Origin of the sequence: Acidovorax sp. YS12 (genome assembly GCA_021496925.1) — a bacterium.
Classification (GTDB): domain Bacteria; phylum Pseudomonadota; class Gammaproteobacteria; order Burkholderiales; family Burkholderiaceae_C; genus Paenacidovorax.
This window is the reverse complement of the sequence record CP053915.1, coordinates 2,647,860-2,661,179: the sequence shown is the minus strand read 5'-3', so window position 1 is coordinate 2,661,179 and position 13,320 is coordinate 2,647,860. Positions and strand designations below refer to the sequence as shown.

The window sequence follows — 13,320 nt, the reverse complement described above, 5'->3', positions numbered from 1 at the left end:
GCTCTCTCCCTCGCAACGGGGCCCAAGGCGGCCGCGTTTTCCGGGATGAAGGCGTCCCCTCGCACCCCCTGCATGGCAGGGCCGTGCGCAGGGACGCCTTTTTTCGTTTTCTCACCCAAGGAGAATCTTCATGGCCTACGTCGCCCCCGCCGAATTCGTCACCAGGATGGTCGATGCCGGCGAATCCAAGCTGCTCATGTCCACCCGCGACACGCTGATCCGCGCCTACATGGCCGGCGCCATCCTGGCGCTGGCGGCGGCCTTCGCGGTCACCGTCACCGTCAACACCGGCAATCCGCTGCTCGGCGCGGTGCTGTTCCCGGTCGGCTTCATCCTGCTGTACCTGATGGGGTTCGACCTGCTCACCGGCGTGTTCACGCTGGCGCCGCTGGCCGTCATCGACAAGCGCCCCGGCGCCACCTCGGCCGGCGTGCTGCGCAACTGGGGGCTGGTGTTCGTGGGCAACTTCGCCGGCGCGTTCACCGTGGCGGTGTTCATGGCCATCATCTTCACCTTCGGCTTCTCGGAGGCGCCGAACCTCGTCGGCCAGAAGCTCGGCCACATCGGCGAGGGGCGCACGCTGGGCTACTCGGCGCACGGCGCGGCGGGCATGCTCACGCTGTTCGTGCGCGCCGTCATGTGCAACTGGATGGTCTCCACCGGCGTGGTCGCGGCCATGATGTCCACCAGCGTCTCGGGCAAGGCCATCGGCATGTGGATGCCGATCATGGTGTTCTTCTACATGGGCTTCGAGCACTCCATCGTGAACATGTTCCTGTTCCCCACGGGGCTGATGCTGGGCGGCAACTTCACGATCATGGATTACCTGATCTGGAACGAGATTCCCACCGTGCTCGGCAACCTCGTCGGCGGCCTCACGTTCGTCGGCGCCACGCTCTACTCGACGCACTACAAGACCGCACCCAAGCGCGCGGCATGAAGGTCACGCTGGGCCAGCACTCCCTGGCCAAGCCCGGCGGTCCGAACCAGGACTTCCACGGCGCCATGCTGCCCACCGGCCACGCGCGCGTGGCGCGCGGCATCGCGCTGGCGGTGGCCGACGGCATAGGGTCCAGCCGCGTGAGCCAGGTGGCCAGCAGCGCGGCGGTGCGCGGCTTCCTGGAGGACTACTACGCCACGCCCGATGCCTGGCCCGTGCGCCGCGCCGCGCAGCAGGTGCTGGCCGCCACCAACGCCTGGCTGCATGCGCAGAATCAGCGCGGCGCGGCGCGCTTCGACAAGGACAGCGGCTATGTCTGCGCCTTCAGCGCGCTCATCCTGCACGGGCACGACCTGCACCTGCTGCACGTGGGCGACGCGCGCATCTGCCGCGTGCACCCGCAGGCGCTGGAGCCGCTGACCGAAGACCACCGCCTGCACGTGGGCGCGGGCCAGTCGTACCTGGCGCGCGCGCTGGGCCTGCACGCGCACGTCGAGATCGACACGCGCTGCTGGCCCGCCGAGGCGGGCGCGCTCTACCTGCTGGCCACCGACGGCGCGCACGGCCACATCGACGCCCCCGCCGTGCACGCCGCGCTGCACCAGCATGGCGACGACCTGGACGCCGCCGCCCGCGCCCTGTGCGAACACGCCCGCGCGCACGGCAGCGACGACGACGCCACCGTGCAACTGCTGCGCATCGACACGCTGCCCGAGAAAACCGGCTTGAGCACCCTGCTGCCGCGCGACGGCCTGCGCCTGCCGTCCGCCCTGGCGCCGCGCATGGCCTTCGAGGGCTACACCATCGTGCGCGCGCTGCACGTGGGCGCGCGCAGCCACGTGCACCTGGCCACCGACGACGCCAGCGGCGAGACCGTGGTGCTCAAGACCCCCGCCGCCAGCGCGCACGACGACGCGGCCTTCCTCGACCGCTTCCTGCTCGACGAATGGGTGGCCAGCCGCATCGACAGCCCCCACGTGGTGCGCGCCCGCGCGCCCCGGCGCCCGCGCGGCCACCTGTTCGCGGCGCTGGAATACGTGCCCGGCCAGACCCTGGCGCAATGGATGGTGGACCACCCGCGCCCCGCGCTGGAGGAGGTGCGCGCCATCGTGGAGCAGGTGGCGCGCGGCCTGCAGGCGCTGCACCGGCGCGGCATGCTGCACCAGGACCTGCGCCCGGCCAACGTGGTGATCGACGCGCAGGGCACGGCGCGCATCATCGACCTGGCCAGCGCCCACGTGCCCGGCCTGTACGCCGCCGATGAGGCGCGGCCCATGGCCATCGAAGGCACGCTGCAGTACACCGCGCCCGAATACCTCGCCGGCCAGGGCGGCGACGAACGCTCGGACCTGTTCTCGCTCGCCGCCATCGCCTACCAGATGCTCGCCGGCCAACTACCCTACGGCCTGCAGCCCGCGCGCCTGCGCCCCGGCGACGACCCGCGCCGCCTGCGCTACGTGCCGCTCGCCCACCACCGCCCCGACCTGCCCGCCTGGCTGGACGCCGTGCTGCGCAAGGCCCTGCACCCGCAGCCCGCCCGGCGCCAGCAGGCGGCGGCCGAGTTCGTGCACGACCTGCGCGCGCCCGGGCCCGACTTCCACCGCCGCCGCGCGCCGCCGCTGGCCGAGCGCGACCCGGTGGCGTTCTGGCAGACGGTGGCCACGCTGCTGGGGCTGGCCGTCATCGGGCTGCTGGGCGTGCTGGCGCGGGCGCTGGCATAGGGGTGCCCCTGCGCGCTTGATGGGTGTCAACGCCGCGAAAAGTGCCCGCCTTACACTCACAGCCCCTGTCATGACGTGGTTATGTGCCATGGATACCTCTTTTGTTTGGGACGACGGCTTCGTCACCGGCCTGGATGCGGTGGACGAGCAGCACCGCGCCCTGGTGGACCTGTTCAACGAGCTCAGCCGTGCGCTGTTTTCGCAAACCGCCGACAGCGAGCCGGTGCTGGCCGACGTGTATGCGCGCCTGCTGGCCTACACCGCCTACCACTTCCGCGAGGAGGAGGAGATGATGGCCGCCGCCGGGCTCGACCCGCGCCACCTGGAAGCGCACCGCATGCTGCACCAGCAGTTCGTGGACCAGGTGCGCATGCTGTGGACGCAGCGCGCCTCGCTGGCCGACGCGGGCACCACGCTGGTCGATTTCCTCACCTCCTGGCTGGGCCTGCACATCCTGGGCATCGACCAGTCGATGGCGCGGCAGATCGTCTCGGTGCGCCAGGGGCTGAGTGCGGCCCAGGCGTTCGAGCGCGAGCGCGAGACGCACGACAACGGCATCCAGGCGCTGCTCAAGATGATCAGCAAGCTGTACGCCGCGCTGTCGGTGCAGAACGCGCAGCTGGCCGAGGCCAACCAGCACCTGGAGGCGCGCGTGGCCCAGCGCACGCGCGAGCTGGAGGAGGCCAACGAGCGCCTGCGCACGCTCTCGCGCACCGACGCGCTGCTGAACATCGCCAACCGCGCGCATTTCAACGAATGGCTGGAGCAGGCCTGCGCGCTGGCGCGGCGCGCCCAGCGCCCCGTGGGCCTGGTGATGATCGACGTGGACTGCTTCAAGCGCTACAACGACCGCTACGGCCACCAGCAGGGCGACGCCTGCCTGCAGGCCGTGGCGCGCGCCGTGGCCGGCTGCGTGCGCCGCGGCACCGACCTGGTGGCGCGCTACGGCGGTGAGGAACTGGCCGTGGTGCTGCCCGAGACCGACGCGGCCGGCGCCCAGGCCATGGCCGAGCGCATGGTGCAGGCGGTGCGCGCGCTCGACCTGCCGCACGCCGACTCGCTGGCCGGGCCCTGGGTGAGCATCAGCGCCGGCATGTGCAGCCAGGTGCCCAACGCGGCCCCGGGCGGCGCCAGCGGCTCGGCCGCGCTCATCGCCCGCGCCGATGCGGCGCTGTACGCGGCCAAGCACCAGGGCCGCAACCGCGCGGTGGTAGCTGAGTGCTCCTGAAAAAGTAGCTGGTAGCGCTTGACCAATGCCGGATCGCGGCACTTTATTCTTCTAAAACCAGGCCAGCCAAGCGCTGCCAGCTATGGATTACGTAGCGCCCCCGGCCATGCGCTGGCGCACCTCGTCGATCGGCATGGGCCGCGCGAACAGCCAGCCCTGCGCCTGCTGTACGCCCTGGGCGCGCAGGAAGTCGGCCTGCGCCTGGGTCTCCACGCCCTCGGCGATCATGGTCAGGCCCAGCGACTGGGCCATGGCGATGATGTGGCTGACCACGTTGGCCGTCACCGCGCCGGTGCCGATCGGATCGACGAAGGTCTTGTCGATCTTCAGGTAGTCCAGCTCCAGGCGCGTCAGGTACGCCAGGCTGGAGTAGCCGGTGCCAAAGTCGTCGATGGCGATGCGCATGCCCAGCGCGCGCAGCGCGTGGATCTGCTCGCCCGTCTGCCCGGTGTGCATGAACACGCGCTCGGTGATCTCGCCGATGAGCTGCGACGCGGCCACGCCGTGGCGCTGCAGCAGCGCCGACAGGCTGGCGTGGAAGCGCCCGTCCAGCAGGTCGTCGCCCGTCACGTTGATGGCCAGGTGGAACTGCGGGTCCGCCTGCAGCAGCGGGCGCGTCTCGGCTAGCACGCGCGCGGCCACCCAGGCCGTGAGGGCGCTGATCTGGCCGCTGCGCTCGGCGGCGGGAATGAACACGTCGGGCGAGATCATGGTGCCGTCGGGGCGGCGCCAGCGCATCAGCGCCTCCAGCCCCACCCAGCGGCCCGTGGCCAGCTCCACCACGGGCTGGTAGACCATGCTGAACTCGTCCTGGCGCAGCGCCGAGCGGATCATGGCGGGCATCGAGGTCTGGCGCCACATGACCCAGAACACCAGCCCCGCCAGCAGTAGCCCGAGCAGCAGGCCCACCGGCATCATCTGCAGCGCCCGCGCGCGCCAGCGGCTTTGCAGCTCGCGCGTGGGGATCACGGCGAAGCCCACGTAATCGAAGGCCGAGCCCTGCAGCACCACCAGGCGCTCGTGCTCGTTCACGCGCGGCGGCGTGGCGCTGAGCGCGTCGATGAGCTGCGCATCCAGTGCGCCGCGCGAGAACAGCAGCTTGCGGCTGCGCGGGTGCAGCGTGCCGATGGCGATGCCGGCGTCGGGCATCCAGCCCAGCACGTCTTCCGACCACTCGGCGCGCATGATCGTGGTGTAGCCGTCGAGCGTGGACAGGGTGTAGCGCGCCTCGCCGGCGAACGGCAGCTGCACGCCCAGGCGCAGTTGTGCGCCCGAGGGGCTGAGGTAGTCGGGCGCGGGCAGGGGGATGCCCGCGCCGTGGCGGCCGGCCGTGGAGCACAGCAGGCGCCCGTCGCGCACGTAGCCGATGTCGACCACCAGGTCGCTGCCGTAGCTCAGGCGGCGCATCAGCGCCAGGTTGGCGTTGGCGCAGGGGTCGGCCGTGCCCTGGGTGCGCAGCACCTGGAAGGCGTGGAAGGTGTGCTCGCGGATGCGGTCGGTGCGCTGCACCGCGTAGTGCGCCAGTTGCACGGCGATGGCGCGGTATTCGTCCAGCGTCTGCACGCGCGCCAGGTACACCGACGACACGGCGAACACCACGCCCAGCAGCACCGACAGCGCCAGCGCCGAGCGGTTGCTGCGGTGGCCCAGCCAGGACAGCGCGCGGCGCAGCCGGCGCGGCCCGGGGGGCGTGGTCGTGGGCGGGGGCGCCATGGCCGGGTCAGGCTCCGCGCGGCCGCCATGGCGGCGGCCCGCCCCGGGCTGCCCGGGCGGTGTGCGGTGCGCAGACATCGTTCAGCCCCATGTGTCGGTCCTTCGGCAAAACCACCAATGTGTGCAAATGTAAGGGTATTCGCCCCGCACGCGCATGACAGCCTGCTTTTGCTACTTAAACGATAGCTTCTTGCGCTTTGCTGGCGATAGATTCCATGGGTTTTAACCCCGAATCGTCCGCCTGCCGCGCGCTCCCAGCTATTGATTACATAGCGGGGTCGGGCGTGGCTGCGGGCGCATCGCACGCCGCCAGCCCCTGCGCGAAGCGCGCCGGGTTCAGCAGCGCCACCAGCCCGCAGCCGAGCGCGCCTTGCCAGTGCAGGTAGTCGTGGCCCGTGGCGTGCTCGCGCTGGGTCACGGCGTAGCCCCTGGCGCGCAGCACGTCGCCCAGGTGGCGGTTGGTCTCCAGGATGCCGTCCTGCCCGCCGCGCGCGCCCTCGTAGCGCCCGGCGTCGAGGTAGAAGCGCACGGCGCGCGGCGGCGCCCCGGCGTAGGCGCGCATCATCCAGCCCGGCAGCTCGCCCGGCGGCGCCCACCAGTACGAGCCCGACAGGCTCAGCACGCGGCCGAAGCGCTGCGGCAGCACCAGGCCGGCGTAGGCCGAGGCCAGGCCGCCGTAGCTCGACCCGGCGATCACCGTGGCCTCGGGTGGCTGCGCCAGCCCTTGCGCCTGCACCCAGGGCATCAGTTCCTCGTCGAGGAAGCGCGCGAACGCCGGGTTGGGCGGCAGCTCGGCGGCGCGCGCCTCGGGGCTGGGGTTGGACACCAGCACCACGGCCGTGGGCGGGATCAGGCCATCGGCCAGCAGGTTGTCGACGATGCGCGGCGTGGGCACGTCCTCGCGGTAGGCGTGCGCGTCGAACAGCACCAGCAGCGCCTGGGGCGCGGCGCCCGCCGGGCGGTAGAGCCAGACCGGGCGCTGGTTGCCCAGGATGCGGCTGTCCACCACGTGGCGCGTGAGCTGGCCTGGTGCCACGCCGGGGCGCGGCGCCACCCAGGGCTGCGCTGGCGCCGCGGGCAGCGCCAGCACGGAAAAGCCCTGGAAGGCATCGAGCGCGGCATCGGCGCGCGCGGGGAAGACGCGCGGGTTCAGCGGGTCGCGCTGCGCCGTGGCCAGGACCATGCGGCGCTGGTCCTGCGCCGAGCCCTGCACCTGCGGCACGTCGGGCGCCAGGCGGTAGGACAGGCGCGCACCCAGCGGCATGCGAAAGCTTGCCCACCACACGTCGCTGCCGTCCAGGCGCTGCAGCGGGTCGTGGTTGCCCGAGGGGCTGCCGAACAGGCGCACGCTGCGCGTGTGCGGCGTGCCGCGCCACAGGAAGGTGACGAGCGCCTCGCGGCCCGGCAGTGGCTCGACCAGTGGCGTGCCCTCGCGCGCGCGCTCGGCCCAGAAAGCGTCCGTGCCGCCGCCTTGCGCCAGCGCCTGCGCGAGCGCGCGCAGGCGCTGGCTCTCGGGCGCGGCGCCGGCCGGGGCAGCAGCAGCAGGGGCCAGCGCGCGGCGCAGGTGCAGCGCATAGCTGCCGCTTTCGCTGCCTTGGCCACCCTCGGCGCCTGCGCGCACCTGCAGCTGCTGGCCGGGGGCCACCTGCCAGGTGAAGCCCTGGGGGCTGCTGCCCTCGGCAACCAGGCGGCGCAGGTGGCGGCCCTCGGCGTCCAGCAGGTCGAGCACGGCGCCGGGGGCGTCGAAGTCGCCCTGCACCACGTGGCCGGGCGGCACGGCCACCGGCCAGCGCAGCGCCTGGCCCGGGGCGAGCGTGCCGTGCGGCGCGGCGCCCACGTCCAGGGGTGGCTCGGCCGCCGGGGCGGCCAGTGCCAGGGCGGCGCACGCCAGCGCGCCGGCCCGCAGCGCGGCGCGCGCCAGGGGGCGCTGCCGTGGGGTTGTGGAGATCGTCATGTCGTCAGTGCGGGTGTGGAGAAACCGGCCTGGCCGGCGGGCGCGGCGGCGCGCCGTGCCGTGCGCCAAGCCATCCAGGCGAGCAGCGCCGCGCCGGCGGCGGACAGGCCATCGACGTAGGCCAGGCCGCGCGTGTAAGGCTTGTCCAGCACCTCGGCCCAGGGCGCCAGCGTGGCGAGCAGCGGCAGCGCCGCGCTGGTGAGCGGGATCAGCGCCGTGGCCAGCGCGGCACAGGCCAGCAGGCCCACGGCGGCGCGCTGCGCGCCGCGCGCGAAGGCGTAGCCCAGGCAGGCGGCGAAGACGGCGTAGTAGGCGCCGTGCAGCACCGTGTCGGGCGCGAGCGCCGTGGCGCCGAGCCAGCGCGCGGCCACCAGCGCCACGGAGAGGCCGGCCACGCAGCCCAGGCACGCGCCCACGTTGAGCGCGGCGATCCAGCGCACGTGGCGCGGCTGCTCCACGGCGCCGGGCGGCTGGCGCAGGCGCTTGGTGCGGCTCTCGATCCACAGCACGTTGCCGGTGTAGAACAGCAGCGCGCCCATCACGCCGAGCACGGCGTAGAGCACGCGCACGGGCTCGCCGCCGTAGGCGCCGAAGTGCAGCGCGAAGAAACTGACCACCGCGCGCGCCATGCCCGAGCCCTGGCCCGGCGCCATGGTGTCCTGCACCAGCGCGCCCGTGGCCGGGTCGAGCACGGCGAAACCCTCGCGCGGGCGGCGCTTGAAGTGCGTGTCATCCGTGCCTGCCATGAACACGCTGGCCTTCGGCGTGCCCAGGCCCCGGTAGTCCAGCGCCGTGGCGGCGAAGCCGGGCACGGCGCGCGCCGCGTCCTGCGCGAGCTGCGTGGGCGTGCGCCAGGCGGCGCGCTCCAGCGCCACGGGCGGGCGCGGCACCTCGGTGCGCGCCACCACGGGGCGCAGGCCCTGGGGGTAGATCAGCGCGCCCTGGGCGTCGTAGATCCAGTCGTGCAGGCAGAACACGGCGGCCGACAGCGCCATCACCACGTGGAACGGCAGGCTGGCCACGCCCAGCAGGTTGTGCAGGTCGAGCCACAGGCGCTTGACGTTGCGCCCGAAGCGCACCACCAGCAGGTCCTTGACCAGCGAGGGCAGCAGCACGACCACGCCCGAGATCAGCGCCAGCGCGTACAGCAGCGAGACGATGCCGATCACGGGCTCCGAGGTGTCCAGCGCCACGGGCAGCCCGCCCTTGCGGTGCAGGTAGTCCACGAAGTGGCCCGCCTCGCCGGCGGGCGCGGCCACGGGGCGCAACTGGCCCTGGGCGTCCAGCTCCACCTGCTGGGGCGGTTCGCCGCGCTTGCCCCAGCGCATCAGCGGGGCGGCGTTGGTGTCGGACGCGAGCACCAGCGTGGCGCGCTCGACCTTCGGGTGCGCGGCGAAGAACGCGGTGGCGAGCGCGTCGGCGTCCTGGCTGGCGCCGACGCGCGCGGGCTCGGCGCGCGCCCAGTGCGTGATCTCGGGCGCGAACATGGACAGCCCGCCGGCGTAGAACGCGATGAACAGCAGCGTGCCCGCCAGGATGCCCGTCCAGGTGTGCACCGACAGGTAGTCGCGCAGCGTCGCGGCCTTCATGCCTGCACCGCCCGCAGCAGGCCGTAGGCCAGCGCATTGCCCGCCAGCAGCGCGGCCCAGCAGGCGCGCTTGCCGGGCGCGAGGAAGGCCAGGGCGATCACCGTGGCCCACAGCGGCGGCACCACCCACATCGTCACCTGGTAGGTGGAAATGTCGTTCAGCGTGCCGGCCGCGTAGGGCGCGTGGTACACCAGCGCGCCGCTGAGCCAGACCGCCAGCGGAAAGCCCAGCAGGGCGCCCACCAGGCCGTGGTGCAGCAGGTCCAGCGGCGGCGTGGCCCGGCGGGCCGGACGGGGATCAGCGGCGGCCATGGGGGCCTTTCTGGCGGCGGCGCCAGCCGAGCAGCGTGGCGCACACGGGCACCACGGCCATCAGGCCGACGGTGGCCACGGCCAGGGCTTCGCCCGTGCCCACCGGGCCGCGCAGCAGCCAGGCGGCACCGGCGGCCAGCAGGAGGAACAGGCTCCAGCCCAGCGGGCCGGTGATGCGGCTTGCGGCACGCTCGGTGGCGAAGATGGCGGCCAGGCTGGCGAGCAGCAGGGCCAGCGCGGCGGCGGGAACGAGGGACATGGGTGTCGGGCGCGCCGTGCGGGCACGGCAGCGCGAAAGCCTAAAACAATAATGATAATTGTTCTTAGGATGTGTGCGCGTGTCTTACCAGGGCTGCTGGGGCAGCCCGGACCAGAGTTCGTCCAGGTCCGGGAAGTGCCACTTGGCCGGGTCCTCGCGCGCGGCGATGCGGTCGCTGCAGCCGGGGGTGGCCAGGTCCACGGTTTCGGGCACGATGCGCAGGCCGGACCGGGTGGAGAAGAACACCTTGACCTTCGGCGACACCAGGGTGGCGGGATTCTGCTCCACCACCACGCCCAGGCGCCCCGAGTCCAGGCGCACCAGCGAGCCGATGGGGTAGATGCCCAGGCTTTTCACGAAGGCCTGGAACAGCCGCGAATCGAGGTGCCCGCGCGTCCAGTCGGCCATGCGCCGGATGGATTCGGCAGGGTCCCAGCCATTCTTTTAGGGGCGGTTGGAGGTGATGGCGTCGTACACGTCGCAGATGGCGGCCATGCGCGCGATGGTGCTGAGCTTGTCGTTGCCCAGGCGGTCGGGGTAGCCCGTGCCGTCGGTCTTCTCGTGGTGGTGCAGGCAGGCGTCGAGCACGGCGGGCTCCACGTCGCTGCCGCGGCGCAGCATCTTCCAGCCCTCCACCGGGTGGCTCTTGACCAGCTCGAACTCCTCGTCGGTGAGCTTGCCTGGCTTGTTCAGGACTTCCAGCGGAATGGCGGCCTTGCCCAGGTCGTGCAGCAGCCCGGCCAGGCCGGCGGTGCGCACCTGGCCCGCGCTCAGGCCGATCTGGCGCGCCAGCGCCACCATCAGCGCGCACACGGCCACGGAGTGCATGTAGGTGTAGTCGTCGGCGGTCTTCAGCCGCGCCAGGCTGATGAGCGCGCCGGGGTTGCGCAGCACCGAGTCGGAAATCTCCTCCACCAGGCTGGACGCCGCGGCCACGTCCATGGCCTTGCCCATGCGCGCTTCCTTGAACATCGAAACCACGGCCTGCTTGGCGTTGCTGCAGATCTGCGCGGCGCGGCGGATCTCCATCTGGGTGCAGGTGGGATCCAGGTCGTGCGCCGGCGGGGGCGGCAGCTCGGGCGATACCACGTGCAGCGGCGCCAGGCCGTCGAGCGCGCCGAAGTCGGTGGCGATGCGCGCCTCCACCTCTTCGGGGGACAGGGACGGCTTGCCCACGGCCACGTCCTTGCCGCGCGAGACGTCGATCCAGACCTCCTGCACCGCGGTGCTGTGGATGCGCTCCAGGTCCCTGGGCTCCTCCAGCAGGAAGCGCGTGCGCCAGAACGGGTGTTCCATCCAGGATCCGCAGAATTCGTGGAGGTACATGCCCAGGGTGAGGTCTTCTACGTGGATGCGCTTGAGCATGGCGGAAACGAAACGAAACGGAAATCGGCAAATCGCGCGACAAGCCATGGTAGCCTTTTTGCGTGCCCCGCCAGAAATCGCCCCCCTCCGGTCCCGTCGCGCCCGCGACGGGCGCCAAGCCTAAACCCGCGCCCAGCCCCGCCCAGCAGGCCCTGCGCAAGCTGGGGCTGGTGCGCGACATCGACCTGGCGCTGCACCTGCCGCTGCGCTACGAGGACGAGACGCGCATCACTCCCATCCGCGCGCTGCGCGATGGCGAGGCGGCGCAGATCGAGGCCACGGTGACCGCGTGCGAGGTGCAACTGCGCCCGCGCCGCCTGCTCAAGGTGGTGGTGGACGACGGCACCGGCACCTGCGAGCTGACCTTCTTCAGCTTCTACCCCTCGCACCAGAAAACCCTGGCCGTGGGCGCGCGCCTGCGCCTGCGTGGCGAGGTGCGCGGCGGCTTCTGGGGGCGGCAGATGCTGCACCCGGCCTTCCGCAAGGCCGAGGGCGAGCTGCCCCAGGCCCTGACGCCGGTGTATCCGACGGTGGCGCAGCTGCCGCAGGCCTACCTGCGCCGCGCGGTGGTGGGCGGGCTGCAGCGCGCCGACCTGTCCGAGACCCTGCCGGCCGGCGTGGCGCCGCCCTGTTTTTGGGGCCAAAACGGCCTGCAGCGCCCGTGGGATCTACGCGAGGCGCTCCTTTTTTTGCACCACCCCACGCCCGACGTGGCCCTGGCCACGCTGGAGGACCAGAGCCACCCGGCGTGGCAGCGCCTGAAGGCCGAGGAGCTGCTGGCGCAGCAGCTGTCGCAGCTCACCGCCAAGCGCGAGCGCGACCACCTGCGCGCGCCCGTGCTGCGGCCCGCGCCAGCGCAGGACGCGCCCGGGCTGGCGCTGCACGAGCAGTTGCTGGCGGCGCTGCCGTTCGCGCTCACGGCGGCGCAGCGCCGCGTGTGCGGCGAAATCGCCCACGACATGGCGCGCAGCCGCCCCATGCACCGGCTGCTGCAGGGCGACGTGGGCGCGGGCAAGACCGTGGTGGCGGCGCTCGCGGCCGTCATCGCCATCGACGCCGGCTGGCAGTGCGCGCTCATGGCGCCCACCGAAATCCTGGCGGAGCAGCACTTCGGCAAGCTCGTGGGCTGGCTGGAGCCGCTGCTCGCGCCCCGGGGCCTGCGCGTGGCCTGGCTGGCGGGCGCGCAGAAGAAGAAGGAGCGCGCCGCCATGCTGGCGCTGGTGGCCAGCGGCGAGGCGGCGCTGGTGGTGGGCACGCACGCCGTGATCCAGGAGCAGGTGCAGTTCGCGCGCCTGGGGCTGGCGGTGATCGACGAGCAGCACCGCTTCGGCGTGGCGCAGCGCCTGGCGCTGCGGCAAAAGCTCGAAGACCAGCGCATGGAGCCGCACATGCTCATGATGAGCGCCACGCCCATTCCGCGCACGCTGGCCATGAGCTACTACGCCGACCTTGACGTCTCCACCATCGACGAGCTGCCGCCCGGGCGCACGCCCGTGGTCACCAAGCTGATCGCCGACAGCCGCAAGGACGAGGTCATCGCGCGCATCGGCGCCCAGGTGGCGCAGGGTCGCCAGGTGTACTGGGTGTGCCCGCTGATCGAGGAAAGCGAGGCGCTGGACCTGTCCAACGCCACGGCCACGCACGCCGACCTGAGCGAAGCCCTGCCGGGCGTGCAGGTGGGCCTGCTGCACTCGCGCATGCCCAGCGCCGAGAAGAAGGCCGTGATGGCGCAGTTCACCAGCAGCGCCATGGGCGTGCTGGTCTCCACCACCGTGATCGAGGTGGGAGTGGACGTGCCCAACGCCTCGCTCATGGTGATCGAGCATGCCGAGCGCTTCGGCCTGTCGCAGCTGCACCAGCTGCGCGGGCGCGTGGGGCGCGGCGCCGCCGCGTCGGCCTGCGTGCTGCTGTACGCCACGGGCGAGAGCGGGCGCCTGGGCGAGACCGCCCGGGACCGCCTGCGCGCCATGGCCGAGACCAGCGACGGCTTCGAGATCGCGCGGCGCGACCTGGAGATCCGCGGGCCCGGCGAATTCCTCGGCGCGCGCCAGTCCGGCGCGCCGCTGCTGCGCTTCGCCGACCTGGAGGCCGACAAGGCCCTGCTCGAATGGGCGCGCGAAACCGCCCCGCTGATGCTGGACCGCCACCCGGCGCTGGCCCAGCGGCATATCGCCCGCTGGCTTGGTGGTAAATCCGACTTTCTGAAAGCCTGAGAATGTGCCAGCGTTCCGAGGCGGCAC

Annotated in this window: 9 protein-coding genes and 1 pseudogene; 4 read left to right on the top strand and 6 right to left on the bottom strand. The window is 72.5% G+C overall.

Annotation, left to right across the window (positions count from 1 at the left end; all coding sequences use genetic code 11):
• Nucleotides 1-130: 130 nt before the first annotated feature.
• The 3 genes from YS110_12215 (at nucleotide 131) to YS110_12205 (ending at nucleotide 3,889) form a co-directional block, all read left to right on the top strand.
• Nucleotides 131-940 (top strand): formate/nitrite transporter family protein, encoded by an 810-nt coding sequence (locus tag YS110_12215; protein ID UJB65459.1) that lies wholly within the window; start codon nucleotides 131-133, stop codon nucleotides 938-940.
• Nucleotides 937-2,661, top strand: coding sequence for a protein kinase (locus tag YS110_12210; protein ID UJB65458.1), 1,725 nt, complete (start codon nucleotides 937-939; stop codon nucleotides 2,659-2,661). The genes YS110_12215 and YS110_12210 overlap by 4 nt, the downstream gene beginning before the upstream one ends.
• Before the next feature lie 88 nt (nucleotides 2,662-2,749).
• Nucleotides 2,750-3,889 (top strand): bacteriohemerythrin, encoded by a 1,140-nt coding sequence (locus tag YS110_12205; GenBank protein UJB65457.1) that lies wholly within the window; start codon nucleotides 2,750-2,752, stop codon nucleotides 3,887-3,889.
• A gap of 87 nt (nucleotides 3,890-3,976) precedes the next feature.
• Here the strand turns inward: YS110_12205 and YS110_12200 are convergent, their stop codons facing one another.
• From YS110_12200 to YS110_12175, 6 genes and pseudogenes are all read right to left on the bottom strand, one after another.
• On the bottom strand, nucleotides 3,977-5,680 hold the full coding sequence (locus YS110_12200) for an EAL domain-containing protein (GenBank protein UJB65456.1): 1,704 nt from the start codon (nucleotides 5,678-5,680) through the stop codon (nucleotides 3,977-3,979).
• Between the two features lie 187 nt (nucleotides 5,681-5,867).
• Nucleotides 5,868-7,556, bottom strand: a complete 1,689-nt coding sequence (gene fes / locus YS110_12195; protein UJB65455.1) for an enterochelin esterase — start codon at nucleotides 7,554-7,556, stop codon at nucleotides 5,868-5,870.
• Complete coding sequence (locus YS110_12190) at nucleotides 7,553-9,145, bottom strand: PepSY domain-containing protein (protein UJB65454.1); 1,593 nt, start codon at nucleotides 9,143-9,145, stop codon at nucleotides 7,553-7,555. The genes fes and YS110_12190 overlap by 4 nt, the downstream gene beginning before the upstream one ends.
• Nucleotides 9,142-9,456: a hypothetical protein gene (locus YS110_12185; protein ID UJB65453.1), complete on the bottom strand. Its 315-nt coding sequence runs from the start codon at nucleotides 9,454-9,456 to the stop codon at nucleotides 9,142-9,144. Before YS110_12185 ends, YS110_12190 begins: the two co-directional genes overlap by 4 nt.
• Nucleotides 9,443-9,715, bottom strand: coding sequence for a hypothetical protein (locus tag YS110_12180; protein UJB65452.1), 273 nt, complete (start codon nucleotides 9,713-9,715; stop codon nucleotides 9,443-9,445). The genes YS110_12185 and YS110_12180 overlap by 14 nt, the downstream gene beginning before the upstream one ends.
• An 84-nt stretch (nucleotides 9,716-9,799) precedes the next feature.
• A pseudogene (locus tag YS110_12175) lies at nucleotides 9,800-11,080 on the bottom strand (HD-GYP domain-containing protein).
• 62 nt (nucleotides 11,081-11,142) lie between these two features.
• Between YS110_12175 and recG the strand changes: the two are divergent.
• Nucleotides 11,143-13,293 carry an ATP-dependent DNA helicase RecG gene (gene recG, locus YS110_12170; protein ID UJB65451.1) on the top strand — a complete coding sequence of 717 codons (2,151 nt, stop codon included), beginning with the start codon at nucleotides 11,143-11,145 and terminating at the stop codon, nucleotides 13,291-13,293.
• The last annotated feature ends 27 nt before the right edge of the window (nucleotides 13,294-13,320 follow it).

Coding starts and splice junctions, on each gene's coding strand:
- YS110_12215 (UJB65459.1), top strand. CDS start 131: ATGGCCTACGTCGCCCCCGCCGAATTCGTCACCAGGATGGTCGATGCC.
- YS110_12200 (UJB65456.1), bottom strand. CDS start 5,680: ATGTCTGCGCACCGCACACCGCCCGGGCAGCCCGGGGCGGGCCGCCGC.
- YS110_12205 (UJB65457.1), top strand. CDS start 2,750: ATGGATACCTCTTTTGTTTGGGACGACGGCTTCGTCACCGGCCTGGAT.
- YS110_12180 (UJB65452.1), bottom strand. CDS start 9,715: ATGTCCCTCGTTCCCGCCGCCGCGCTGGCCCTGCTGCTCGCCAGCCTG.
- YS110_12185 (UJB65453.1), bottom strand. CDS start 9,456: ATGGCCGCCGCTGATCCCCGTCCGGCCCGCCGGGCCACGCCGCCGCTG.
- fes (UJB65455.1), bottom strand. CDS start 7,556: ATGACGATCTCCACAACCCCACGGCAGCGCCCCCTGGCGCGCGCCGCG.
- YS110_12210 (UJB65458.1), top strand. CDS start 937: ATGAAGGTCACGCTGGGCCAGCACTCCCTGGCCAAGCCCGGCGGTCCG.
- YS110_12190 (UJB65454.1), bottom strand. CDS start 9,145: ATGAAGGCCGCGACGCTGCGCGACTACCTGTCGGTGCACACCTGGACG.